This window comes from Micromonospora sp. NPDC049201, assembly GCF_055586805.1.
This window is the reverse complement of the sequence record NZ_JBVJHM010000011.1, coordinates 97,146-121,459: the sequence shown is the minus strand read 5'-3', so window position 1 is coordinate 121,459 and position 24,314 is coordinate 97,146. Positions and strand designations below refer to the sequence as shown.

The window sequence follows — 24,314 nt, the reverse complement described above, 5'->3', positions numbered from 1 at the left end:
AAGGCGTGATGGTGGTTCCTCAACGGAGAAAGCCCGAAGCGACGCCGCTGAGCATCTCCGTGGACCGTTCCGACCCGGGCGTCCCGGTCGTCCGCGTCGGCGGTGACCTGGCCTACGCCACCGCGACGCCGCTGCGTGCCGAGATCGACCGCCTGCTCGCCGCGCGTCCCGCCCGGCTGGTGCTGGACTTCGGCGACCTGATCTTCCTGGACAGCACCGGGCTGTCGGTGATCGTGCACGCCTGGCGCGAGGGGCAGCAGGCCGGCACCGGCATCGAACTCCGGGCGGTCCCGCGCTTCCTGGAGACCATCCTCGACATGACCGGCGTGACGGGTCTGCTGGACCGCCGGCCGGCCGAGGATCGGGCATCCGGTTCCACCGCGTCCGCCTGACCCCGGAGGTTTCCCGACCACCGGCGGCTGGGAACATGGACCTGTGCCCTCCCCGCTGTTGACCATCGAGGTGGACCGGCCCGACGCCGGCTCCGCCCAGCTCCGGCTGGCCGGCGAGCTGGACTTCGACACCGCGCCGGAACTCGTCGAGGCCGCCGCCGGGCTGCGCCGCGACGGCCACCAGGAGCTGTGGCTCGACTTCACCGACGTGACGCTCTGCGACTCCTCCGGCCTGAGCGCGCTGGTGCTGATCCACCGCGCCGGGACCGGCGCGATCCACCTGCGCGGCGTGAACGCGCAGATCCGACAGCTGCTGGACCGCACGGGCCTGGCCGAGCTGCTCACCGCCCCGCCCCGCACGGCAGCCGGTGACGCCCGCGAGGTGGGCTGACCGACCCGCGTCCCGCCCCGGGCAGGGGGCGGCCCCCGACCCTGGGACCAGGGGCCGGGGGCCTGGAGGAGGGCTCAGACGACGGGCGCCACCGCCGGCCGGCGGGAAGCACCCTCACGCGGCTCCCCCACCGCCGACGAGTCGGCGTCCTCCGGCACACCGGAATCAGGCGTCTGGAACAGGTAACGGACGAAATCTCCGGCCCCGTCGTCGTCCGCGCCGGGCCACTGCCCGACGCAGTCGACGCCGACCACCTCGCGTCCACCGCCGTCCGCGCCCTCCAGCAGCGCCCAGAGGGTCACCGGATAGCAGCGGGTGACCTCCGGGCCGACGCGCCAACGGGCGTACCAACCGGGACGAGCGGGGACGATCTCCACGATCCGTTTCATGACGACCTGCCCTTCCGCGTGCGTCGGAAGTTGTCCGGTCCGCCCCGATCGTGCGACGCCATCGGGTGACCGCCCCTCACCCGCAGCGAATGAAGCTCCTCGCCCCGCCGGACGTCGTTAGCTTCCCGGCAGCGCCGGGAAGGCGACCGGCGCAAGCGCAACCGACCAGGAACGAGGTGCGACGATGCGCAAGCAGATGGAGGGCGACAACCAGCGCCGCCGGGCCCTCGCCCGCCAGGCCCGGGAGCAGGGGCGGCGGCCCAGCCAGACCGGCGCCAGCCTGAGCGCGTCCAAGCAGGTCACCTCGCTGGACCAGCACGAGCGGTCCGGCCCGCCGCCGGCCGGTCGACACAAGCCGGACAGCACGCGGGGTGGGCCGGCGCCGCCCGCGGTCGGGGTGGCGGAGCGACCGCGACCGCTGCCGGACCCGCCGTCCGGCCGAGGTGTCACGCTGGGCTACCGGGACCTCGTCGACGACGTGAGCCGGCGCGCCGGCGTCGACTTCGCCGAGGCGAAGGTCGCGGCGGAGGCCACCGTGCTGGCCCTGGCCTGGGCGCTCGACGAGGCGGAGCGGGAACGGCTGCTCGCGGCCGTGCCGGTGAAGCTGCACGACGTGGTCCCGGTGGACGGCGTCGCACGGCGGCAGGACCTGCCGGGCTTCCTGGCCGAGGTCGGGCGGCGCAGCCGGCTCACCCCGGAACAGGCGCGCTACCAGGCGGAGGCGACCCTGGCCGCGCTCGCGGACGCGGACGCCGAACTGGTCGGGTCGTTGCGCGTACCCGACGGGTTGCGGGACCTGCTCGGACCGGCCGCCTACGGCGGCGGTCTGGTGGGCGCCAGCTCCGCCACCGCGCCGCTGACCGAGTCGGAGCTGCGCGACGCGCTCGCCACGCTGCCGTACTGGTCCAGTGACCGGCGCTCGCTGGTGCGCACCATCGAGTTGCCCGGCGGCAACCTGGACCGGGTGCTGGACCGGCTGGACCGGCTCCGGGCCGAGGGCGGGCGCGGCCCGCAGATCGGCCGGCCGGACCCGGACAACGCGGTGCTCACCGTCCGGACCCAGCAGACCGACGGCGTCACCACCGCGGACGTGGCCCTGGCCCACCGCGTCGACGACGCCATAGACGAGGCCGGCGCCGGCATGGCCGCCGGCTGACCCGAAGGAGGGGCCCCCGCTCAACGCCTCCGGTAGAGGCGGGGGCCCCGCTCGACACCGCACGCGCGCCGGTAGCGTGCCGACGGTGGAGAGCGACACCGAGGTGTTGGAGATCGTCGTCGACCCGGCCCGCCCCACCGGGCGTACGCTGCTCGCCGACGGGGTCGAACAGTCCTACGTGGACGTCGCCGACGCCCGTCACCTGCACTTCGAGTACGTGCGGCGGATCGCCACGGTGATCGACCTGAGCGCCCCGCCCGGGCAGCCGGTGACCGCCCTGCACCTGGGCGGCGGCGCGCTCACGGTGCCCCGCTGGCTGGCCGCCACCCGGCCCGGTTCGGCGCAGCGGGTGGTCGAACGCGATCCCGGCGTGGTCGAGCTGGTCCGCCGGAAGCTGCCGCCGCTGCCGCCCGAGGTGGTGGTCACGCTGGGCGACGCCCGCGACGCGGTCGCCGGGGCGCCGGACGCCGCCTACGACGTGGTGGTGGGCGACGTCTACCGGGCGGCCCGGATGCCCGCGCACGTGGCGGCCCTCGAGTTCGCCGCCGAGGTGGCCCGGGTGCTCCGCCCGGACGGCGTCTACCTGGTGAACCTGACCGACCTGCCGCCGCTGGCGCACACCAGGGCGCAGGTGGCCACGCTGCGTGCCGTCTTCGCCGAGGTGTGCCTGCTCACCGACCGGCGGATGCTGCGCGGCCGGCGCTACGGCAACGTGGTGCTCGCCGGCGTGCTCCGGCCGGGGCGGCTGCCGGTACGCCGGCTCGCCGCGCGGGTCGCCGGTGACCCGGTGCCCGGCACCGTGCTGCACGCGGCGGCACTCGACGCGTTCGCCGCGGACGCCCTGCCGGTCACCGACGCCGACCTGGGGTGAGCCCCGGGTTTCTCCACCGGCAGGGCGGGTAGCCGCGCCGGATGAGCGTCGCCGACGACCGGTCCACCGCCCGCCGGACGGTGATCGTGATCGGTCTGGTGCTGGCCACCGTGGTCGGGTTGACGCTGGTCTGGGCGACCCGTCGGGTGCTCGTCTGGGGCCTGGTCGCGGCGTTCCTCGCGGTCGCGCTCAAGCCGCTCGTCGACCGGCTGGAGCGTCGGGTGCACCGGCGGGCGCTGGCCACCCTGCTGGTCTTCCTGGCCACGTTCGTGCTGCTCGCGGCGTTGGGCACGGTGATCGTCCTGCCGCTGGTGGACGAGCTGGGCCGGCTCGCCGACCGGGTGCCGGAACTGGTGCACGACGCCCAGGCCGGGCGGGGACCGGTCGGCCGGCTGCTGGACCGCCTGCACCTGCTCCGGTACGCCGAACCCGGACAGTTGCGCCGCTACGGCTCCCGGCTCGGCGAGCCGACCGTCGGGCTGGTCCGGGGCGCGGCGCAGGCCGTCGCGGCGTTGGTCACGGTGGTGGTGCTGGCGTACCTGATGGTGCTGGAGGCGCCCCGGATCGTGGCGACGACGCTGCGGCTGGTCGGGGACGGCCCGGCCGAGCGGTTGCGGCGCATCGGGCGGGACTCCTCCCGGATCGTCACCGGCTACCTGAGCGGGAACCTGGTGATCAGCCTGATCTGCGGCGGCCTGACCTTCGTGGTGCTGCTCCTGCTCGGGGTGCCGTTCGCCGCGGTGATCGCGCTGGTGGTCGCCGTGTTCGACCTGATCCCGCTGGTCGGCGCCACGTTGGGCGCGATCGTCGCGGCCGGCGCGGGCTTCGCGAACTCCCCCACCGCCGGCGTCGTGGTGCTCGTCTTCTTCGTGGTCTACCAGCAGGTGGAGAACCATCTCCTGCAACCGGTGATCATGGCCCGCGCGGTCCGGCTGAACCCGTTGACCGTGCTGGTCAGCGTGCTGCTGGCGGCCGAGCTGGCCGGTCTGGTCGGCGCGCTGCTGGCGATCCCGGCGGCCGGCGTCGTGCAGGTGCTGCTGCGCGAGTTCGTCCCGGCCGGGCGGCTGGCACTGGGCACGCCGGCCGACGGTGCGGGCGCCGCCGAGGGCATGGCCCAGGCCGACGGTGCGCCGGGCGAGGACACGGAGCCGGCCGGCGGGCCGGGCCCCGTGGCGCGGGACCGGCCGCCGGCCGGCGGATGAGCTTCCGGATGTCAGGGCCGGCGGACCAGCTCCGGCGACTCGCTCTCCAGCGGCACCGCGTTGGCCGGCACGAGGCCGAGCTGCACGGCCGGCCGGGGCAGGGTCGCGTCGAGCGCCCAGTCCGCGGCGACGCGGGGCCTGTTGCCGGGCATCGCCAGCAGGTGGTAGCCGCGGGTGACCGCCTTGGCCGGCAGGCCGGACAGCGGCACGTGCAGCGGGTTGGCCGCCGCGTCCTTACCGCCCAGGTCCACCACCCAGCCCAGGTCGTGGTGCTTGTAGGACTTGCGGGTGCCCTGCCCGTACGAGGCGGCGATGTTGTGCGCGGCCAGCTTGCCCTGCCGCTGGGCGTGCTGCGCGGTCATCGCGCACACCTGCCCCGGGCGGGTCGGGTCCGGGACGGCGGCGGCGTCGCCGCAGGCGAACACCTCGGGGTACCCGGGGACGTTGAGGAACTCGTCCACCACCAACCGCCCCTTCTCGGTGCGCAGGCCCAGTTCGGCCACGAACGGGTCGGGGCGTACCCCGACGCACCAGATGAGGCTGCACGTGGGCACGTACTCGCCGTCGGTGAGCATCACGCCGTCCGGGGTGGCCTCGCCGACCGAGGTGCCCATCCGCACGTCCACGCCACGGCGGCGCAACACCCGGTCGGCGGTGACGGACATCCGCCGGTCCAGTTCGGGCAGCACGCGCGGGGCGACGTCGAGCAGCATCCAGCGGGGCCGGACGTTCAGGTGCGGGCGCTGGGCCACCAGCCGGTCGGTGAACAACTGGCCGTGCGCGGCGACCTCGGTGCCGGTGTAGCCGGCGCCGACCACCACGAACGTGGTGCGGGCCCGCTGCTCGGCCGGGTCGTCGGTCAACTCGGCCAGCTCGACCTGCCGGACCACGTGGTCGTGCAGGTAGAGCGCCTCGGGCAGGCCGCGGAAGCCGTGCGCGTACTCGGTCACCCCGGGGATGGGCAGCAGCTTGTTGACGCTGCCCACGGAGAGGATCAGCCGGTCGTACGCGAGCTGGCCGTGCTCGCCCTCGGCGGAGCGGTAGCCGACCCAGCGGTTCTGGAGATCCACCCGGTCGGCCTCGCCGACCACCACCCGGACGCCGTCGAGCGTGCCGGCGAGCGGCACCGAGATCCGGGTCGGCTCGACCACGCCGGCCGCGACCTCGGGCAGCAGCGGCAGGTAGAGGAAGTAGTCGGTCGTGTTCAGCAGGACGATCTCGGCCCGGTCGCGGGCCAGCCGGCGCAACGTCTTGGCCGCGTGGTACCCGGCGAACCCGGCCCCCACGATCACCACACGTGGTTTCGTCATGTCTGCTGCCGTTCCCGGGCAGACCTCCGACAAACGTCGTGACCACCCATCCACGGTGCCCGATATGGACATTCCTCCTGATCAACGCGAGGATGCCGGGATGGGAAACCACGAGACCGCCGAGGGCCGACCCACGAGGTCGAGCCGGCGTACCTTCCTCACCGCCTCGGCCGCGGCCACCGCCGCCGCCGTCGCGACGCCGCTCGCCGCGAGCCCGGCGGTAGCGGCGACCGACGCGCCGCGCGGTCCGGGGCGGCCGGCCCGGCCGCAGCCGCCGGACCGCGAGCTGACCGCGCTGCTGCGCGAGATCGACCGGGCCCGGATCGAGGCCACCGTCCGCCGCCTGGCCGCGTTCGGCACCCGGCACACGCTCTCCAGCCAGACCGATCCGGTACGCGGCATCGGCGCCGCCCGCGACTGGATCCACGCCCAACTGACCGGGTACGCCGCCGCCTCCGGCGGCCGGATGACCGTGGAACTCCAGTCGTACGTGCAGGAGCCCGCCTCCCGGATCCCGACCGCCACCACCATCACCAACGTGGTGGCCACGCTGCGCGGCGACGTCACGCCCGAGCGGGTGTACGTGATCACCGGCCACTACGACTCCCGCGCCACCGACGTGATGGACGCGGTCGGCGACGCGCCGGGCGCCGACGACGACGCGTCCGGCGTGGCCGTGGTGCTGGAGCTGGCCCGGGTGCTGGCGAGCCGGCGCACCGAGGCGACGATCGTGCTCGCCGCCGTCGCCGGCGAGGAGCAGGGCCTGTACGGCTCGGCGTACCTGGCCGGCCGGTTGAAGGCGGCCGGCGTGGACGTGCAGGGCATGTTCAGCAACGACATCGTCGGCAGCAGCACCGCCGACGACGGCACCCGTGACCCGCGGACCGTGCGGCTGTTCGCCGAGGGCGTGCCGACCGCCGAGACGCCGGCCGAGGCGAGCGTGCGGCAGTCCGTCGGCGGCGAGAACGACTCCCCGTCCCGGCAGCTCGCCCGGTTCGTCACCGACGTGGCGGACCACGGCGTGACCGGGACGGACGTCCGGGTGATCTACCGGCGGGACCGCTACCTGCGCGGCAGCGACCACATCTCGTTCCTGCGCGAGGGCTGGCCGGCCGGCCGGTTCACCGAGCCCGCCGAGGACTTCGCCCACCAGCACCAGGACGTCCGGGTGGTCGACGGCGTGCAGTACGGCGACCTGCCGGAGTTCTGCGACTTCGACTACATCACCCGGGTGGCCCGGGTGAACGGCGCGGCGCTGTGGTCGCTCGCCCAGGCCCCGGGCACGCCGAAGGGCGTCACCGTGGTCACCACGAACCTGACCAACGACACCACGCTGCGCTGGCAGCGCGGCCCCGAACCGGACCTGGCCGGCTACGAGGTGGTGTGGCGGGAGACCACGGCCGCCGAGTGGCAGAAGGTGCTGGCGGTCGGTGACGTCACCGAGGTGACGATCGACCTGTCCAAGGACAACGTGTTCTTCGGCGTACGCGCGGTGGACCGGGCCGGGCACCGCAGCCCGGTCGCGTTCCCGAAGCCGGGAAGCTGAGGGCCACCGGTCAGGGTGTCGGCGGGGCCGTGATCGCCCAGCGCTCGTGGTCCCGCCACGCGCCGTCCACGAACAGGTAGTCCGGGGAGAACCCCTCCAGCCGGAACCCGAGGCGGCGGGCCAGTCGCTTCGACGGCGCGTTGCCGGGCTGGATGTTCGCCTCCAACCGGTGCAGCCCGAGCGCGCCGAACGCGTGCGCGATCACCAGCCGCACCCCGGCCGAGGCGTGCCCGGTGCCCGCGTACGGGCGGAACGCGGCGTAGCCGAGGTATCCGCCGCGCAGCGCGCCCAGGACGATGCCGCCGATGTTCGCGTACCCGGCGATCGCACCGCTGGCCCGGTCGCAGAACAGGAAGCCGGAGGTGTCCTGCCGGCGGATCCGCCGCAGGTACGCGGCGTACTGTTCGGCGTCGTCAGGTGCGGTCAGCCACGGGTGGTGCAGGTCCCGGCTGCGCCGGGCGGCGGCCACGAACTCCGCCTCGTCGTCGGCCCGGGGGCGGCGGATCGCGACGCGGCCGTCACTACGCAGGTATCTCACGAGGCACCACTCTCACCCATCCCCCACCCACGCCCGCACCCCGTGTCTGATTTGTGGGCATATGGGGTGGCGGGGGTCACCGGTGCGGCGGAATCGGGGCCGGGAGGCGGGCGTTGTACCGGGCAGACCGCGGGCCACGCTCCCGCGCCGGCACCCTCGTCCGCCGGCCGGGCCTGTCCCGAGACGTCCCCCGCACGCGGTACCCGCCGCGTCTTCCCCCTGGGAGGCAACCATCATGGCTACCACCCTGCTGCGCAAGACCGTGCTGACCGCTGCCGGCATCGCCGCGACCGCCGGTGGCGTCGCCGGCCCCGCCATCGCCGCCCACGCCGCCCCCACCGGCCCGACCAGCGCCGTGGTGACGGACCGCAAGGGTCACGGTGAACGGGAACTGGACGTGCGTTACGAGGCCCAGCCCAACTTCTACTTCTGCGGCCCCGCCGCCGCCCGCAACGCGCTGTCCGTGCAGGGCAAGGACATCGACGTGCAGGCCATGGCCAAGGAGATGGGCACCACCGAGGCCGGCACCAACAGCATCAACGACATCACCCCCGTGCTGAACAAGGAGACCGGCGCCAAGGACGCCTACAGGTCGGTCGAGATCAGCACGCCCAAGGCCGACGACAAGCAGACCGACAAGCTGCGCGCCGACGTCGTCCGCACCGTCGACGCCGGCCGGGCCGTGGTCGCCAACATCGTCGGCACCGCCACCGACACCGACGGCAACACCCACTCCTTCGAGGGCGGCCACTACATCAGCGTCATCGGCTACCGCGACGACGGCAGGACCGTCACCATCGCCGACAGCGCCGACCCGAACATGGCCTCCTACCGGATGAGCATCGACAACCTCGCCGACTGGATCGCCACCCGCGGCTACAGCACCAGCTGAGCAACACCCGAGCGGGCCCGACCCCCACGCACCGGGGGCCGGGCCCGCTCGGCGTATCCAACGGCTGCCTGCCGGCCATCTGGCCGTCACGTCGGTGTCGTCACCCGGACCGGTCGCTCCACCACGCTCGGTCGCGTCGGACCAGCCGCGCGACCAACGGAGGATCAGCTGTGGCAGTCGAGGAGGCGCCGGACCGCCCACCGACCACCCGACCCGACGTGAGCGTGGTCGTGCCGGTCTACAACACCCTCCGCTACCTGCGGCCCTGCCTCGACTCGCTGCTGCGGCAGACCATCGGGCCCGACCGGATGGAGATCGTGGCGGTGGACGACGGGTCCACCGACGGCAGCGGTCGCCTGCTGGACCGGCTCGCCGCCCGGCACCCCGGCACGCTGCGGGTGGTCCACCAGGCCAACTCGGGCGGCCCGGCCGCGCCCTGCAACCGAGGGCTGGAGCTGGCCACCGGCCGGTACGTCTTCTTCCTCGGCTCGGACGACCGGCTCGGCCCCGAGGCGCTGGAACGACTGGTCGCCGCCGCCGACCGGTACGGCTCCGACGTGGTGCTCGGCAAGGTCGTCGGCGTCAACGGCCGGCACGTCTTCGCCGACGTGTTCGCCGCCGGCAACGCGGTCGACGTGAGCCTGTTCGACTCGGCGCTGCCCTGGTCGCTGGCGAACACCAAGCTGTTCCGCCGCGACCTCGTCGACCGGCTCGGGCTGCGGTTCCCCGAGGACATGCCGGTCCTCAGCGACCAGCCGTTCACGCTGGCGGCCTGCTGCCACGCCCGCCGGATCTCGGTGCTCGCCGACTACGACTACTACCACGCGGTACGCCGGCTGGACGCCCGCAACATCACCTACCACAGCCGGGTCGACCAGCGGCTGGTGAGCGTGGAGCGGTTGTTCGCGTTCGTCGCCGACCTGATCCCGGCCGGCGAGCGTCGGGACGCCGTGCTGAGCCGGCACGTCGGGCTGGAGCTGGCCCACCTGGTCGGCGACGACTTCCGCCGGCTGGACCGGGCCACCCAGGAACGGGTCCACGCGACGGTCCGTCGGCTGGTCGACCAGCATGTCACCGACCGGGTCCGCGACCGGCTCGACATCGAGGCCCGGCTGCGTCTGGGCGCGGTGACCGGCGGCGGCGTCGACGAGTTGCTGGCGGTCATCGCGCAGGACACCGACCGGGGCGTACCGGCGACGGTGGTGGCGGCCGGGCGGTGGCACGCCGGCTACCCGGGTGCCCCGGCGGCGTGGACCGACGTCACCGACGTCCGCGCCGACTGGCTGGCCCGGCTGGACACCGTCGAGGTGAGCTGGGTCGACGGGCGCACCGTGACGGTGACCGCGCGCAGCCCGTACCCCCGGTTCGCCGCGGAGGCCGGGCCGGTCCGGCTGGTGGCCGGCCCGGTCGCCGGGACCACCCGGCTGGACGCCACCGACCCGACCGGGCGGACCGTGCGCACCGACTTCCCGGTCGACCGGCTCCTCGCCGCCAGCGCGGCCAGCGGCCAACGGCATCCGGTCCGCGCCGACGTGGACGGCGGGCACGGCCGCGGCGGCGCGCCGGTCCGGGCGCCCCGACTGGCCGCCGGCCGGCCCCGGCTGCTGCGGCACGGCGCCCGGCTGTACGGGGTGGCCGCGACCGTCGACCCGCGCAACGGGCAGCTCGTCCTGTCGGTGGTGCCGGTGACCGTGGGGCAGCTCGTCAGTCGGGTACGACGTCGCCTCTCCGGCGCGACACGGCCGGCGGGCGCGCCGCCCCGCCCCGGGGTGGTCCCGGCGGGGAGCGTCCCCGAACGCGCGGGCCACCACGCCGAACCCGCGCCGGCGAAGCTGGACCACCTGACCGTCGCCTCCTGAGGCCGGCCCCGTCCGGTCAGGGGGCGGGGCGGAGGCGCTGCTCCAGCGGCATGGGAACCTGGAGGTACGTGGTGCCGCGCAGGTCCAGCCAGGCCCGCTCCGGGGCGCGGACCAGCCGCACCATCACGCCGGTGCACGCCGGGCACCGCCCGACCAGACCGGGGGCGTGCGAGTAGACGTGCAGGCCGGCCATCGGGCCGGTCATGCCGCAGGTGTCGCACCGCCCGGTGGTGGCGCTCAGGTCGACCGCGAGGAGTTCCCGCAGCGGTCCGTCGAGCATGTTGCCGTCCAGGTAGGACAGTTCCGTCATGCGCCCTCCTCGGGTCGTCAGCCGGTCGGGCCGAACCGTTCGGTCCGCACCCGCCGCGTCGGATGGCCGAGCCCCACCAGCAGGTCGGCCACGGTCTCCACGAATCCGGTCGGACCGCAGACGTAGCAGAGCGGCTCCAACGCCGGCGGCCAGCCGTGACTGTTCACGTCGGGCAGCCCGATCCGGTGCGGCTCGCCCCGCCAACCCTCGGACGCCCGCCGCGTGTAGACGTACGCGACGTCCAGGCCCTGGTCGTCGCGGGCCCGGCGGCGCAGCTCGTCGGCGTAGATCACGTCGTCCGCGGTCCGTACCGAGTAGATCAGCCGGAACGGCGTCCGGCTGCCGGCCGCCCGGCGGGCCCGGACCATCGCCATCAACGGCACCACCCCGGAACCGCCGGCCACCAGCAGCACCGGCGCGGTCTCGTCGGTCCGCCAGACGAACCAGCCGCCGACCGGGCCGCGGACCTCCACCGGGTCGCCCTCGGCGTACGTGTCGACCAGGTACGGCGACACCTCGCCGTCGGTCACCCGCTGCACGGTCACCTCGATCCGCCCGTCCTGCGCCGGGCCGGCGAGCGAGTACGAGCGGGCCGCCTGGTAGCCGTCGGCGGCGGTCAACCGCAGGTCGACGTGCTGACCGGGCAGGTGCCCGGGCCAACCGGGCACGTCCAGCACCAGTGTCTGGGCGGTCGCCGTCTCGACCCGCCGCTCGACCAGCCGGGCCACCCGCCAGGTCAGCGGCGCCGCCCGGCCGCCGGCGGTCGGCGCGGTCACCTCAGTCGCCCTGGTAGCGCTGCTCGCGCCACGGGTCGCCGTAGTCGTGGTAACCGGCCGTCTCCCAGAAACCGGGCCGGTCGTCGACGAGCAGCCGGATGCCGCGCACCCACTTGGCGGACTTCCACAGGTAGAGGTGCGGCACGAGCAGCCGGGCCGGGCCGCCGTGCTCGGCGGGTAGCGGGCGCCCGTCGTACGTGTGCACCACCCAGGCCCGCCCGCCGCGCAGGTCGTCCAGGGGCAGGTTGGTGGTGTAGCCGCCGTACGAGTGCGCCAGCGCGTAGCGCGCGTCGGTGTCCACGCCGTCGAGCAGCGTGTCCAGCGAGACGCCCTGCCAGGTGGTGCCGAGCTTGGACCAGCGGGTGACGCAGTGCAGGTCCACCGTCGGCGTGTCCTGCGGCAGGCGCATCAGCTCGTCCCAGGACCAGCGGTGTTCCGCGCCGGCCTCGCTGGTCAGCACGAACTCCCAGGTGTCGGGCGCCACGCGCGGCGTCGGGCCGGCGGAGAGCACCGGGAAGTCCTCGGTGAGGTACTGCCCCGGTGGCAGGTCCGGCGCGGACGAACGGGGCCGGCCCTGAAATCCCGGCGACACGATTCCCACCCGTCAGTCCTACCACCCCGGCCGCGACCGCACACCGCTTCCCGGGCAACGCGTCAGGCGGGGCCCCCGCCCTGCGTCTCGTGCACGACGGCGCGGTCGCCGTCGCCGCTGCCCCGGGTGGCGCGGAGGCTGGTGATGGTGACGATCACCAGGACTCCGATGATCACGCCGAGCGAGGCCAGCGTCGGGATCTCCGGCACGCCCTTCCAGATGCCGTGCGCCCAGTGCAGGCCGAGCTTGATCCCGATGAACGCCAGGATGACGGCGAGCCCGTAGCTGAGGTGCACCAGCCGGCTGAGCGCCGCGTGCAGCACGAAGTAGAGCGCGCGCAGGCCCAGCAGCGCGAACGCGTTGGTGGCGAAGACCAGGTACGGGTCCTCGGTGATGCCGTAGACGGCGGGCACCGAGTCGACCGCGAAGACGATGTCGGTGGCCAGCACCGCGACCACGACCAGTGCGAACGGGGTGAGCGCCCGCCGGCCGTGCTGCCGGATGGTCATCCGGGTGCCGTGGTATTCCTCGACCACCGGCATGACCTTGCGCAGCAGCCGCACGGACCGCATCTTGTTGATGTCGACCTCCTGCTCGTGCCCGGAGAGGGCGTCGCGCAGCAGCTTGACCGCGGTGGCGATCAGGATGAGCGCGAAGAGCAGGAAGGCGAAGTCGAGCGTCTGGAGGGCGGCGGCCCCGAGCGCGATGAAGATCGCGCGCAGCACCAGCGCGCCGGCGATGCCGTAGAGCAGCACCCGCTGGGCGAGCACGGCGGGCACCGCGAACGCGGCCAGCAGCAGCATGAAGACGAACAGGTTGTCGACCGAGAGCGACTTCTCGACCAGGTAACCGGTGAGGTACTCGACGCCCTGCTGGCTGCCGTAGCGGGACCAGATCCACGCGCCGAACGCCAGCGGCAGGGCGATGTAGAAGGCCGACCAGCCGAGCGCCTCCCGGATGGAGACCTCGTGCGGCTTGCGGGTGACCAGGAAGTCCAGCACCAGCAGCGCGAGCACACCGGCGATCGTCACCGCCCACAGCGTGGGCGTGCCCACCGACGACAGGCCGGCGGCGGACAGGTAGGACACTTCGGTCATGGGGCCTCCTCGAACACCGTGTCATGTTCGAGGTCTCCTTCACCCACGGTTTCGTGGGCAACCACCCGAGGCTCGCCCCCGGGGCTCGCCGTACTGACCGGAATGGTTCGTGGGAAGTACTCCCCTCGCGGGTCCAAGGCTAGGCCACCCGGAGCCGGACGCCAAGTCGAGGCCCGGATGATTGCCCTGGTCAACCGCTGTACGGGCGGTCGGGGCCGTGGCGTGCCGGGGCCCGGAGCCCTAGGGTGACGCGGGTGACCAACACCGGACCGCTGACCGGCGTACGGGTGATCGAGCTGGCCGGCATCGGCCCGGGGCCGTTCGCCGCCATGATGCTCGCCGACCTGGGCGCGGACGTGGTCCGGGTGGACCGGGTGGGCGGCGGCGGGTTCGGCGCGTTCCCCGGCGACCTGCTGAACCGCAACCGGCGCTCGATCGCGCTGGACCTCAAGCACCCGGACGGCCGGGAGGTGCTGCTGTCCCTGGTGGCCGGCGCGGACGCGCTGGTGGAGGGTTTCCGGCCGGGGGTGGCCGAGCGGCTCGGTCTCGGCCCGGAGGAGTGCCTCGCCGCCAACCCGCGCCTGGTGTACGGGCGGATGACCGGCTGGGGGCAGGACGGGCCGCTCGCCCGGACCGCCGGCCACGACATCGACTACCTGGCGCTGACCGGCGCGCTGCACGGGGTGGGCCGGGCCGGCGAGCGCCCGGTGCCGCCGATGAACCTGCTCGGCGACTTCGGCGGCGGCGGCATGATGCTGGCCCTGGGCGTGGTCGCGGCCGTGTACGCGGTCCGCGGCGGCGCGCCCGGCCAGGTGGTCGACGCGGCCATCGTGGACGGCGTCTCGGTGCTGGCCACCCAGATCCACGCGCTGCGCGGCCTCGGCCTGTGGCAGGACCCGCGGGGCGGGAACCTGCTCGACGGCGGCGCGCCGTTCTACGACACGTACGAGTGCGCCGACGGGCGCTACGTGGCGGTGGGCGCGTTGGAACCGCAGTTCTACGCCGAACTGGTCCGGCTCACCGGTTTCCCGCTGGACGGCGACGACGCGCCGGACCGCGACGACCCGGCGCACTGGCCGGCGTTGCGGGCGGCCTGGGCACGGCTGTTCCGGACCCGGACCCGGGACGATTGGGCGGAGCTGCTGGCCGGCACGGACGCCTGCGTGGCGCCGGTGCTCGACTGGGCGGAGGCGCCCCGGCATCCGCATCTGGCCGCCCGGGAGGTCTTCGTCGCGCCGGACGGCGTCGTGCAGCCGGCCCCGGCGCCACGCTTCTCGGCCACGCCGACCGCGGTCCGCCGCCCGCCGCCGCGACCGGGCGAGCACACCGACGAGGTGCTGGCCGACGCCGGCGTGGACGCCGCCCGGATCGCCGCGCTGCGCGACGCCGGCGCGGTCGGCTGAGCGCGCGCCGCGCGAACCGCGACGCCTCACTCTTCGCAACTGGCGCCCTGGTCACTCTCCGTTGCCTGCGGCACGGGCGGCAGGTGCAGCCGTTGGCCCCTTTGCTCTGCAGCCATCAGCGCACCGGGGCCGTGAGCTGGTCGCGAAGAGTTCACGCACGGCGGACGATCGAGCCGGCGTGGTTACTCCAGGTGTGGGATGCGCCCATGGCTGCAGAGCAAAGGCGGTTCCGGGTGACCGCGCCGGCCCGGCCGTCGTGACGGACGGTATCCACCTTCGACGCGGGCCGGATCCCGCGTGGGCCCACGCCGGCCATTGCCGGCCAACGCCGGCACCGGACGGCGCCACCACCCGCCGGCACCGGACGGCGTCAGCGTCGGCGGGTGGTGGCGGGCGCGAGCGCCGGCTCCACCAGGTCCCGGTAGTCCCGGGGCAACTGCACCACCACGTCGGCGAACTCGCCACCGCTGATCGCCTCGCGCAGCGTGGCGAACACCGCCCGCGTCGCGCCCCGGGCGGTGTTCTCGTCGCAGCCGGCCCGGCGGGCGACCCGGGCGACGAACTCGACCGCCCCGAACCGTTCGGCCGCCTCGGTGTGCGGCTGCGGGTTCAGCGCCCCCCGCAGCGGCTTCGGCAGTTGCGCGGCGAGGTCCAGCACCTCGCCGCCGGTCAGCCGCTCGGCCAGCGTCCCCAGCGTGGCGGCGGTGAGCGTCGCGGCCCGGTCCTCGGCGGCGCCGGTGCGTCCGGCGACCCGGGCCACGAACGTGTGGTGATCCATCGGTGGTACCCCCTTCGGTGCGCGCAGGGCGGCTACCCGGTCCGGCGCGACGGAAACGCGGGAGATCGGGGCGTGAGCCGCCGCGCTGCGGGTAACCGCCGCGCGGTCACGACCCCGACGACTGGCGCGAGGAGCCCGACCCATGGCGAGCTATTCGGACGTCCTTGAGTACCTGTCCGCGCTGGACTACCCGGCCGGGAAGAACGACGTCATCCGCGAGGCGGAACGGGAGGGCGCGCCGCCCGACGTGTTGCGGGCGTTGCGCGCGTTGCCGCCGGTGGACTACGCCAACGGCACCGAGGTGGCGCGGTCGGCCGGCATCGACGCGGCCCCCGAGGTGGGCCGGTCGCAGCGGGCCGCCCAGGCCCGGGACGACCATTCCCGCGTCTCGCAGCACGTGCGCCGCATCTGACCCCGTCCGGCGCCGCCCGGTCGCGTCGCGGCCGGGCGCGACGCCGTGCGTGGCGGCGCACCGGCGGCGGGGTCCGGCGACAGGCGGGCGCCCCGGGTCACGAACCGCGACCTGGGGCGCCACGCAACACCTGGCCCTGACGGTGCGCGCCCGAACCGGGTCGCGATCACCAGGCGGTGGATGTTCGCCCGAACCGGGCGGGCATCACTGCCACGATCATCATACGACGAGCCATCAGCCGAACGGGTGAGATTCGGGAAAGTGTGTCCGGCGGCACGTGCCTCAGCCGCGGACGCCGCCGCTGCGGTCGCGGGCCTTGAGCCGGGTGGTGGGCAGCGCGGGCGCGGGCAGCGGAGGGGCGGCGTCGTCGGCCACGGTGCCGAACCGGCGACCGGCCATCCAGTCCTCCCGCGCGGCGGCGACCTCCTCGTGCGAGCGACCGACGAAGTTCCACCACATCACCAGCGGCTCGTCGAACGGCGCGCCGCCGAGCAGCAGCAGCCGGCTGCCCGGCGCGGCGCGCACCGTCAGCGCCGTCCGGCCGGTGCCCAGGTAGAGCAGCGCCCCCGGGGCGAACGCCACGTCGTCGGCCTCGGCCGAGCCGGACATCGCCAGCAGCCCGTACTCGAAGTCGGGGCGCAACCGCAGCGTGGCCGCCGCCGGACCGCGCGCCTCGAGCTGCGCGCCGAGCAGCGGGGTGTGCGCGACGGCCGGTGAGCGTTCCCCGCCGAACTCCCCGACGAGCAGCGTCAGCTCCAGGTCGCCGTCGCGCCACCGGGGCAGCTCGGCGTGGTGGGCGAAGTCCGGGTCGCCGGCCCGGGCCGGGTCGGGCAGCGCGACCCAGAGCTGCACGCCGTGCATCAGCGGCGGGTGGACCAGCGGTGAGCGCTCCGAGTGGGCGATGCCCCGGCCCGAGGTCATCACGTTGAGCTGGCCGGGGCGGATCGGTTGCACGTTGCCGAGGCTGTCCCGGTGCAGGATCTCGCCGTCGAGCAGCCAGGTGACGGTCTGGAGGCCGGTGTGCGGGTGCGGCGGCACCTCCATGCCGGGCCGCTGCGTCACGTCGTCCGGGCCGAAGTGGTCGACGAAGCACCACGCGCCGACCATCCGCCGCTGCCGCTGCGGCAGCAGCCGACGCACCGTGGTGTAGCGGCCGAGCGGGACGTCGTGCCCGGGCAGCAGCACGCTGCCCGGGTCGGTGGCGCCGACGCCGGGTGGGAGCGTCTGCGCGGGCAGCGATTCGGCACGGTCCACCGCCCGAACTGTACGCTCAGTCCGCGGTGACGCTCACCGCGTTCGCGCCGGCCACCAGGTCGAGGTAGAGCCGGTCCGCCGCCCGGTCCCAGCCCGGTGAGCTGACCACGTCCCCGGCGGCGACGCCGGCGCGGCGCTCGTCGTACACGGCCAGCGAGCCGGCGCCGGACGCCACCCGCACCCGCGCCGGTGGCCCGCCCGGCACGGTCACCGTCAGGTCGCTGACCCCGCCGGTCATCCGCACGGTGAGCGTGCCGTCGAGCGGGGGCAACCGCAACCGGGTACGCGACGCGCCGCCGATCAGCTCGACCCCGGCGAGCCGGGCCGCGCCCAGGTCGAGCCGCTGCTCACGCACGCCGCCGACGAGTCGTACCCGCCAGGTCAGCCGGGCGTTGAGCACCACCTCGACGGCGGTCGGCCCGGCGCGGCCGTTCTCGACGATCCGCAGCCGGACCCGGTCGCCGTCCACCCGCGGGCGGGGCGTCACGCCGGCGTCGTCCGGCGCGCCGATCCGGTACAGGTCGTCGCCCAGGTCGGCGGCTCGCAGCGTGAAGCTGGTCAGGCCGTCGACCAGCTCGAAGTCGGCCCGCCTGCGGTCCCCGCGCGGCGCGGTGAGCGTCTCGGTGGCGGCCACCTCGGCGCCGCCGACACCGCCGACACCGTCGGAGCCACCCGGGTCGGCGGCCGGCGAGGGCGGCGGGCCGCCGGAGAAGACCACCCCGAGACGGGCCGGATTGGACAGCGTCACCGCGACCGCCACCGCGCCCAGCACGACCACCAGCACGGCGGCGGCGGACAGCCAGCGGGCGGCGCCGGACCACCGGGTGTCGGGCAGGTCGGCGTCGTCCCCGGATGCCGTCATGGTCGTCCCCTCTCGCCGGTCCCCACCGGGTCATACGTCTCCGTTTCCGCCACGGTTCATTCCGGCGGCCACTGTGGCGGGACGGGTCGACCGAGCGACCGGTCAGTGATTGACAGCCCTCGACCCCGGGCCTAGGTTCAGGTCGCTACCGGCCGGTAGGCATCCGTCCCGCCCCGCCGCCCCGCGCCCCGGGGCGGCACCCGTCCCCGGGGAGCAGCGATGCAGACCTCACCCACCCGCCGGCTGCTCGCCGCCGGCGCCGCACTCGCGCTCGCGCTCGGTCTGGTCGGCGCGGCGCCCGCGCACGCCGCCGGCCACGACGACGGCAGCCAGCCGCTGCCCGGCTACACCATCGTCAACCCGCCGCTGCCGCCGCTGGTCGTGGACGGCGCCGCCACCACCGTCCGGCAGGGCGTGCACGCGCACGCCGGCTACGTCGTCGAGGTCCCGGCGAAGTGGAACGGCGACCTGGTGATGTGGGCGCACGGCTACCGCGGCCAGGGCACCGAACTCTCCCCCGAGCCGCCCGCGTTCGACCTGCGGCAGCGCCTACTGTCCCAGGGATACGCCTGGGCGTCCTCCTCGTACGACCGCAACGGCTACGACGTCCGCTCCGGCGTGCTCGGCACCCGGGCCCTCGCCGACCTGTTCGCCCGCACCGTGCGACGGCCGCACCGGGTGCTCATCGCCGGCGTCTCCCTCGGCGGTCACGTCATCGGCCGCTCGCTGGAGCAGTACCCGGGCTACTACGCCGGCGCGCTGCCGATGTGCGGGGTGCTCGGCGACCAGGAGCTGTTCGACTACCTGCTGGACTACAACCTGGTCGCGCAGGCGCTGACCGGCGTGCGCGCCTACCCGCCGCCGGCCGACTACCTGACGAACGCGGTGCCCCGCATCCAGGTGGCGACCGGGCTGGCCGGCCTCACGCCCACCGGCCCGGACACCACCAACGCGCTCGGCAGGCAACTGCGCGCGGTCACCGTGGCCCGCTCCGGCGGCGTCCGGCCGGGCGCCGACGCGGCGTTCGCGGTGTGGAAGGACTTCCTGTTCGGCATCGCCACCACCAACGGCGGCGACTCCCCCGCCCAGCGACCCGGCCAGCTCGCCACGAACCTGTTCACCAGGTACGCCCCGAACCAGCCGGTGGACCTGAACGCCACCGTGCAGCGGGTCGCGCCGGAGAACCTCCGGCAGCGGCTCTCCCCCGGTCTGACCGAGGTGCCCCGGATCGCCGGCCGCCCCACCGTGCCGGTGCTCAGCCTGCACGGCCTCGGTGACCTCTTCGTGCCGTTCCGGATGGAGCAGGCGTACGCCCGCGACGTGGCCCGGCACGGCCGGTCCCGGCTGCTGGTGCAGCGGGCGGTGCGGAGCACGCAGCACTGCGAGTTCAGCCCCGCCGAGGCCGGCGCCGCCTGGGACGACCTGACCCGCTGGGTACGTACCGGCCAGCGTCCGGCCGGCGACCCGGTGACCGATCCCCGGGCGGTGGCGGCGCCGGGCTTCGGCTGCCGGTTCAGCGACCCGGCCGCCTGGGCCGCCGGCACCGGCACCCGCCGCCTCTACCCGGCCTGCTGATCGTCGTCGGCGCCGTACCAGCCGCCCCGGTAGACCGTGCCCGACCGGGGCGGCGCGTCCGGGGTGGACCGGCGGTTGCGGCGGACCCGGCTCACCACGAACCAGCCGACGCCGCCCACGACCGCCAGGATGACCACGTTCTGGAGCGTGCCGACGTACGCCTCGACCACGTGCCAGTTCTCGCCCAGCAGATAGCCGGCGAGCACGAACGCGGTGTTCCAGATCAGACTGCCCAGCGCGGTGAAGAGCAGGAACACCGGCACCGGCATCCGTTCCACGCCGGCCGGGATCGAGATCAGGCTCCGGAAGATCGGGATCATCCGGCCGAAGAACACGGCCTTGACGCCGTGCCGCAGGAACCACGCCTCGGTGCGGTCCACGTCCGCCAGCTTGATCAGCGGCAGCCGGCCGGCCAGGGCGCGCATCCGGTCCCGCCCGAGCGCCGCCCCGACGTAGTAGAGCGCCAGCGCGCCCAGCACCGACCCGAGCGTGGTCCAGGCGATCGCGCCGAACAGGCTCATCCGGCCCTGGCTGGCGGTGAACCCGGCCAGCGGCAGGATGACCTCGCTGGGAATGGGCGGGAACAGGTTCTCCAGCGCCACCGCGAGCCCGGCCCCGGGGCCGCCGAGCCGTTCCACCAGGCCGGTGACCCAGCCGACGGGTCCTTCGCCGGCCGGCTCCGCGGCCCGCGCGGCACTCACCCGGGGGCCGGCGAGCAGCTGTGCGTTTCCGATCATCCGACCACGGTACGGGGCGACCCGGCCGGCGACCACGGAAAGCGGCGCCGGTTACGGCCGGACCGCGGGTACCCGGCCGGACCGCGCTTGTCCGGCCGGACCGTCCGACGGCCGGCCGGTCAGCCGCCGCCACGCAACCGGTCGTAGGCGTCGAGCAGTCGGCGCAGCGCGGCGGCGGTCGCGCCGTCGAGCTTGTCGTCCTCGGCCGCGTCCTCGATCCGCTCGTGCAGGTCCTCGACCCGCTTGGCGCGGTCCCTGAGCTTGCCCCGGTTCAGTTCGGCGGCCTTCTTCCGCAGGTCGTCGGCGGTCTTGCGGTCGATCAGCCGGGCCGCCTCGGCGCGGTCCAGCAGATCGGTGAAGCGGTCCGCGAGCTGGCGGGCGGTGACCGGCTCGGCCGCCGCCGACGACGGCGGTACGCGCGTCGGCGCCGGGCGGGCGCTGCTCGACGCGGGCGCGGGCGGTGGGGCCACGGCCGGCGGCGTGGCGGCCCGCGGCGTCCCGGAACGGCTGTCGAAGACCAACGCGCCGACAAGCGCGAGCAGCAGCACCACCGCGCCGGCGACCAGCACGCCGGTGAGCCGGTTCGGCGGGACCTCCGGGCGGGGCGGCGGGACGGGGCGGGCCGCCCCGGAGGGCCGCCCGACCAGCGTGGCGGGGTGCGCCACCCGGGACACCGTGGGCAGGACCGCGGTCGGCGGGTCGACCGGACGGCCGGCGCCGAGCCGGTCGGCGACCCGGGCGGCGGTGGGTCGCCGGGCCGGGTCGAGCGCCAGGCAGGCCAGCACCAGGTCGGCGACGTCGGCGGGCAGCCCGGGCACCCGCAGCGGCGGCACCGGGGGTCGCCGGTCCCGCAGGTCCACCACGTCGTCCCAGGTCCGCACCGGCAGCGGGGGCCGGCCGGTGAGGCTGCGGTAGAGCAGCGCGCCGAGCGCGTACACGTCGCCGGCCGGGTGGGTGGGCCCGGGATCGAGTCGTTCCGGGGCGAAGTAGGCCGGGGTGCCGGCCAGCGGTTCCCCGACCGGCCCGGCGGCCGGCTGGAGCGGGCCGGCCGGCGCGGCGATGCCGAAGTCGAGCACCTTCGCGCCGGTCTCGGTGAGCATCACGTTGGCCGGCTTCACGTCCCGGTGCACCACGCCGATCCGGTGCGCGGCGGCCAGCGCGGCGGCCACCTGCCCGGCCGTCCGGAGCGCGTCAGGCCAGGCCAGCGGCCCGCCGGCCAGCCGGTCGGCAAGGGTCTGACCGGCGACCAGCTCCATCACCAGGTACGGCGTCACCCCGCCGGGCAGCGTGGCCTCGCCGTAGTCGTACACCTGGGTCACGTGCGGGTGGGTGAGCCGCGCGGCGGCGCGGGCCTCACGCTGGATGGTGGCGCGCAACTGCGGGTCGGCGGCGAGCCGGCCGGCGAGCGCCTTGACCGCGACCGGGCGGTGCAGCACCTCGTCGTCGGCGCGCCACACCTCGGACATCCCACCGAGCCCGATGCGCTCGCGCAGGACGTACCGGTCGTGCAGCCGGAGGTCGGGCGTGAACGGCGACATGATCCCCCAGTCTGCCCGGCCACCCCCGGGCCGCACCAACCCGCATCCGGCTCGTGCCGGGCGGCGCGTCGGTCAGGGCTTGCGGGCCACCCCGCCGTACATGCTGACGTCGGCCGCCGAGGGCCGCGGCTCGGGCTCGCCGTCGGCGCGCCACTCGGCCACCGAGCAGACGCCCGGCTCGACCATGTCGAGGCCGGCGAAGAAGCGCACGAACTCGTCCCGGCCACGCAGGTTGATGGTGCCGTGCGGGCCGCCCCGGGCCGCCGCCCTCGCCTCGTTCGCGAGCGGGACCGGCAGGTGGTCGTGGGTGGCGTGCGAGGCGACCAGGTAGCTGCCGGCCGGCAACGCGTCCAGCAGCCGGGCGACCGTGGCGTAGGGGTCGTCCAGGTCCGGCACGAAGTGCAGCACCGCGATGAGCATCAACGCGACCGGCTCGGACAGGTCCAGCGTGCGGCGCAGGTCGGGGTGGGCCAGGATCTTCTCCGGGTCGCGCAGGTCCGCGTCGAGGTAGGCGGTGGCGCCCTCGGGTGAGCTGGTGAGCAGCGCCCGGGCGTGGGCCAGCACGATCGGGTCGTTGTCGACGTAGACCACCCGGGCGCGCGGGTCGGCGGCCTGGGCCACCTCGTGCGTGTTGTCCGCGGTCGGGATGCCGGTGCCGATGTCGAGGAACTGCCGGATGCCCGCCTCGGCGGCCAGGTGCCGGACCGCGCGCCGCAGGAACCGCCGGTTCTCCAGCGCGCTGAGCCGGATCGTCGGGAAGGCGGCGGCCATCGCGTCGCCGGACTCCCGGTCGGCCTGGAAGTTGTCCTTGCCGCCGAGCCAGTAGTTGTACCGCCGGGCCGGGTGGGCCACCGAGGTGTCGATCCGGTCGGCCGGGTGGCCCGGCTCGGTCGCCGTGCCGCTCGTCTCGCTGGTCAAGGCCGCCTCCACGACTCGCACGCCACCGTTGTGGGGCGGACGTGCGTCCACTGTCTCCGGTCGCCGGTCATGGTATAGCCCGCCGGGGCGGGGGTCAGGCCGGGTAGAGCTCGTCGCGGACCCGGGCCAGCAGCTCCGGGGTGCGCTCCGGCGGCGCGGCCTCGACGCACAGCCGCTCCATCGCCTCGGCGTAGTAGTCGAGGTCGTCGCGCTTGTCGAGGTAGATGGCGCTTGTCAACTGCTCGATGTAGACGATGTCCGGCAGGTCCTCGTCGCCGAAGCGCAGGATGCTGAAGGCGCCGCTGGCGGCCGCGTGCCCGCCGGCGGTGAACGGGACGATCTGGAGCCGCACGTGCGGCGCGGTGGTCGCCTCGATCAGCGCGTCCAGCTGCTCGCGCATCACCGCGGCGCCGCCGATCGGCCGACGCAGCACCGCCTCGTCCAGCACCGCCCACAGCTGCGGCGGGTTGGCGCGACGCAGCAGCTCCTGGCGCTCCATCCGCAGGTCGACGCGTCGGTCCAGCTCCATCGGCGCGGCGCCGCGGTGCCCGAGCAGGATCACCTCCCGCGCGTACGCGGCGGTCTGGAGCAGGCCCGGCACGAACTGCACCTCGTACGTGCGGATCAGCGCGGCGGCGGCCTCCAGCCCGAGGTAGGACTGGAACCAGGCGGGCAGCACGTCACCGTAGCGGTGCCACCAGCCCGGGCTGTTCGCGTCCCGGGCCAGCTTGAGCAGCGCGGCGCGCTCGTCCGGCGCGGTGACGCCGTAGAGCGTGAGCAGGTCGGCGACATCGCGTTCCTTGAAGCCGACCCGGCCCAGCTCCATCCGGCTGATCTTGGACTCGGAGGAGCGGATCTCCCAGCCGGCGCCCTCCCGGCTGACCCCGGCGCCCTCCCGCAGGCGGCGCAGCTGCGCGCCGAGCAGCATGCGCAGCACCGTGGGACCACTTGTCGGTCCACCCTCGACGGGCACCGTGACCACCTGACCGCCCTCGCATCCCGGCTGCTCCCCGACCGGGTGCCCTCCCGGCCGACGAGTAAGCATGCCATGAACCGACAGTGAGGTGTACTCCTCCAGACGGCGGAATCAGTCCCGCCTACGGGACGGCGGGATCAGGTGGTCGAAGTCCCCGTCCCGGGCGCCGAGCACGAACGCCTCGATCTCGTCCACCGTGTAGATCAACGCCGGCCCGTCGGGATGGCGGGAGTTGCGTACCGCGATGCCGCTGCCGCCGGGCAGCTCGGCCAGCTCGACGCAGTTGCCGCTGGGATTGCTGCGGCGACTCTTCAACCACTGCATCGGCGGCAACTCGGTCACGGGTACGCCGTTCGGGGGCGATTGCATGGGCGTCCTTCGGGAAGAGCCAGCCGAGGCCGCGGGGAGGTGCGGTGGGTGGCGACGTCTGTCGACTGAGGTTTCGAATGCACGTGCATCTGCTATTGCATCTGCAATGGACAGCGAGCATGATAACCGAACTACGGTGTGCCGGGTCGCTCACTTTCGGTGACCTGAACC

26 protein-coding genes are annotated in these 24,314 nt (G+C 74.8%); 11 read left to right on the top strand and 15 right to left on the bottom strand.

Annotated features, from left to right (window positions below; all coding sequences use genetic code 11):
- The first annotated feature begins 59 nt into the window (after positions 1-59).
- Positions 60-392: an STAS domain-containing protein gene (locus ACZ6O5_RS23665; RefSeq protein ID WP_465979995.1), complete on the top strand. Its 333-nt coding sequence runs from the start codon at positions 60-62 to the stop codon at positions 390-392.
- Between the two features lie 43 nt (positions 393-435).
- Positions 436-783 carry an STAS domain-containing protein gene (locus ACZ6O5_RS23660; protein ID WP_465979994.1) on the top strand — a complete coding sequence of 116 codons (348 nt, stop codon included), beginning with the start codon at positions 436-438 and terminating at the stop codon, positions 781-783.
- Positions 784-857: 74 nt separating this feature from the next.
- Here ACZ6O5_RS23660 and ACZ6O5_RS23655 read toward each other — a convergent pair whose 3' ends face one another.
- The gene (locus tag ACZ6O5_RS23655) at positions 858-1,172 is read right to left on the bottom strand and encodes a hypothetical protein (protein WP_465979993.1); all 315 of its coding nucleotides are present in this window, start codon (positions 1,170-1,172) and stop codon (positions 858-860) included.
- Positions 1,173-1,356: 184 nt separating this feature from the next.
- Here ACZ6O5_RS23655 and ACZ6O5_RS23650 point away from each other — a divergent pair, with 184 nt between their 5' ends.
- From ACZ6O5_RS23650 to ACZ6O5_RS23640, 3 genes are all read left to right on the top strand, one after another.
- Entirely contained in the window at positions 1,357-2,328 is a 972-nt protein-coding gene (locus ACZ6O5_RS23650) for a DUF2267 domain-containing protein (RefSeq protein WP_465979992.1), read from the top strand.
- An 85-nt stretch (positions 2,329-2,413) separates the two neighbouring features.
- On the top strand, positions 2,414-3,199 hold the full coding sequence (locus ACZ6O5_RS23645; RefSeq protein WP_465979991.1) for a spermidine synthase: 786 nt from the start codon (positions 2,414-2,416) through the stop codon (positions 3,197-3,199).
- A 41-nt stretch (positions 3,200-3,240) separates the two neighbouring features.
- Positions 3,241-4,401, top strand: a complete 1,161-nt coding sequence (locus ACZ6O5_RS23640; RefSeq protein ID WP_465979990.1) for an AI-2E family transporter — start codon at positions 3,241-3,243, stop codon at positions 4,399-4,401.
- Positions 4,402-4,412: 11 nt separating this feature from the next.
- Here ACZ6O5_RS23640 and ACZ6O5_RS23635 read toward each other — a convergent pair whose 3' ends face one another.
- On the bottom strand, positions 4,413-5,711 hold the full coding sequence (locus tag ACZ6O5_RS23635) for an NAD(P)/FAD-dependent oxidoreductase (RefSeq protein WP_465979989.1): 1,299 nt from the start codon (positions 5,709-5,711) through the stop codon (positions 4,413-4,415).
- A 100-nt stretch (positions 5,712-5,811) separates the two neighbouring features.
- Between ACZ6O5_RS23635 and ACZ6O5_RS23630 the strand changes: the two genes are divergently transcribed.
- Complete coding sequence (locus tag ACZ6O5_RS23630) at positions 5,812-7,257, top strand: M20/M25/M40 family metallo-hydrolase (RefSeq protein ID WP_465979988.1); 1,446 nt, start codon at positions 5,812-5,814, stop codon at positions 7,255-7,257.
- Positions 7,258-7,267: 10 nt separating this feature from the next.
- Here ACZ6O5_RS23630 and ACZ6O5_RS23625 read toward each other — a convergent pair whose 3' ends face one another.
- Positions 7,268-7,795 (bottom strand): GNAT family N-acetyltransferase, encoded by a 528-nt coding sequence (locus ACZ6O5_RS23625; RefSeq protein WP_465979987.1) that lies wholly within the window; start codon positions 7,793-7,795, stop codon positions 7,268-7,270.
- 235 nt (positions 7,796-8,030) lie between these two features.
- Between ACZ6O5_RS23625 and ACZ6O5_RS23620 the strand changes: the two genes are divergently transcribed.
- Positions 8,031-8,687 (top strand): C39 family peptidase, encoded by a 657-nt coding sequence (locus ACZ6O5_RS23620; RefSeq protein WP_465979986.1) that lies wholly within the window; start codon positions 8,031-8,033, stop codon positions 8,685-8,687.
- 170 nt (positions 8,688-8,857) lie between these two features.
- Positions 8,858-10,546: a glycosyltransferase gene (locus ACZ6O5_RS23615; RefSeq protein ID WP_465979985.1), complete on the top strand. Its 1,689-nt coding sequence runs from the start codon at positions 8,858-8,860 to the stop codon at positions 10,544-10,546.
- 16 nt (positions 10,547-10,562) lie between these two features.
- Here the strand turns inward: ACZ6O5_RS23615 and ACZ6O5_RS23610 are convergent, their stop codons facing one another.
- The 4 genes from ACZ6O5_RS23610 to ACZ6O5_RS23595 form a co-directional block, all read right to left on the bottom strand.
- Entirely contained in the window at positions 10,563-10,856 is a 294-nt protein-coding gene (locus ACZ6O5_RS23610) for a DUF6510 family protein (protein ID WP_107155648.1), read from the bottom strand.
- Positions 10,857-10,873: 17 nt separating this feature from the next.
- Complete coding sequence (locus ACZ6O5_RS23605) at positions 10,874-11,632, bottom strand: ferredoxin reductase (protein WP_465979984.1); 759 nt, start codon at positions 11,630-11,632, stop codon at positions 10,874-10,876.
- Position 11,633: 1 nt separating this feature from the next.
- A complete protein-coding gene (locus tag ACZ6O5_RS23600; RefSeq protein ID WP_465980133.1) occupies positions 11,634-12,224 on the bottom strand; it encodes a sulfite oxidase-like oxidoreductase in 591 nt (196 codons plus the stop codon).
- A gap of 62 nt (positions 12,225-12,286) precedes the next feature.
- The gene (locus ACZ6O5_RS23595; protein WP_425790052.1) at positions 12,287-13,321 is read right to left on the bottom strand and encodes a TerC family protein; all 1,035 of its coding nucleotides are present in this window, start codon (positions 13,319-13,321) and stop codon (positions 12,287-12,289) included.
- Positions 13,322-13,566: 245 nt separating this feature from the next.
- Here ACZ6O5_RS23595 and ACZ6O5_RS23590 point away from each other — a divergent pair, with 245 nt between their 5' ends.
- The gene (locus tag ACZ6O5_RS23590) at positions 13,567-14,724 is read left to right on the top strand and encodes a CaiB/BaiF CoA transferase family protein (RefSeq protein ID WP_465979983.1); all 1,158 of its coding nucleotides are present in this window, start codon (positions 13,567-13,569) and stop codon (positions 14,722-14,724) included.
- A gap of 370 nt (positions 14,725-15,094) precedes the next feature.
- Here the strand turns inward: ACZ6O5_RS23590 and ACZ6O5_RS23585 are convergent, their stop codons facing one another.
- Positions 15,095-15,502 (bottom strand): DUF2267 domain-containing protein, encoded by a 408-nt coding sequence (locus ACZ6O5_RS23585; protein WP_465979982.1) that lies wholly within the window; start codon positions 15,500-15,502, stop codon positions 15,095-15,097.
- Positions 15,503-15,644: 142 nt separating this feature from the next.
- On the opposite strand from ACZ6O5_RS23585, the gene ACZ6O5_RS23580 reads away from it, so the two are divergent.
- Positions 15,645-15,914, top strand: a complete 270-nt coding sequence (locus ACZ6O5_RS23580; RefSeq protein WP_281940558.1) for a DUF2795 domain-containing protein — start codon at positions 15,645-15,647, stop codon at positions 15,912-15,914.
- A gap of 282 nt (positions 15,915-16,196) precedes the next feature.
- Here ACZ6O5_RS23580 and ACZ6O5_RS23575 read toward each other — a convergent pair whose 3' ends face one another.
- Positions 16,197-17,168, bottom strand: coding sequence for a pirin family protein (locus tag ACZ6O5_RS23575; RefSeq protein ID WP_465979981.1), 972 nt, complete (start codon positions 17,166-17,168; stop codon positions 16,197-16,199).
- A gap of 16 nt (positions 17,169-17,184) precedes the next feature.
- Positions 17,185-18,030, bottom strand: coding sequence for a hypothetical protein (locus ACZ6O5_RS23570; RefSeq protein ID WP_465979980.1), 846 nt, complete (start codon positions 18,028-18,030; stop codon positions 17,185-17,187).
- A gap of 219 nt (positions 18,031-18,249) precedes the next feature.
- On the opposite strand from ACZ6O5_RS23570, the gene ACZ6O5_RS23565 reads away from it, so the two are divergent.
- The gene (locus ACZ6O5_RS23565) at positions 18,250-19,605 is read left to right on the top strand and encodes an alpha/beta hydrolase family protein (RefSeq protein ID WP_465979979.1); all 1,356 of its coding nucleotides are present in this window, start codon (positions 18,250-18,252) and stop codon (positions 19,603-19,605) included.
- On the opposite strand, the gene ACZ6O5_RS23560 is transcribed toward ACZ6O5_RS23565, so the two are convergent.
- The 5 genes from ACZ6O5_RS23560 to ACZ6O5_RS23540 all read right to left on the bottom strand — a co-directional run bounded on the left by ACZ6O5_RS23560 (position 19,590) and on the right by ACZ6O5_RS23540 (position 24,143).
- Positions 19,590-20,342 carry a DedA family protein gene (locus ACZ6O5_RS23560; protein WP_465979978.1) on the bottom strand — a complete coding sequence of 251 codons (753 nt, stop codon included), beginning with the start codon at positions 20,340-20,342 and terminating at the stop codon, positions 19,590-19,592. The two genes, ACZ6O5_RS23565 and ACZ6O5_RS23560, sit on opposite strands and share 16 nt — an antisense overlap.
- Positions 20,343-20,461: 119 nt before the next feature.
- On the bottom strand, positions 20,462-21,880 hold the full coding sequence (locus ACZ6O5_RS23555) for a serine/threonine-protein kinase (protein WP_465979977.1): 1,419 nt from the start codon (positions 21,878-21,880) through the stop codon (positions 20,462-20,464).
- Positions 21,881-21,952: 72 nt separating this feature from the next.
- Complete coding sequence (locus ACZ6O5_RS23550; RefSeq protein WP_465979976.1) at positions 21,953-22,798, bottom strand: SAM-dependent methyltransferase; 846 nt, start codon at positions 22,796-22,798, stop codon at positions 21,953-21,955.
- A gap of 94 nt (positions 22,799-22,892) precedes the next feature.
- Positions 22,893-23,780 (bottom strand): helix-turn-helix domain-containing protein, encoded by an 888-nt coding sequence (locus ACZ6O5_RS23545; protein WP_465979975.1) that lies wholly within the window; start codon positions 23,778-23,780, stop codon positions 22,893-22,895.
- A 105-nt stretch (positions 23,781-23,885) separates the two neighbouring features.
- Positions 23,886-24,143: a DUF397 domain-containing protein gene (locus ACZ6O5_RS23540; RefSeq protein ID WP_281940544.1), complete on the bottom strand. Its 258-nt coding sequence runs from the start codon at positions 24,141-24,143 to the stop codon at positions 23,886-23,888.
- Between the last annotated feature and the right edge of the window lie 171 nt (positions 24,144-24,314).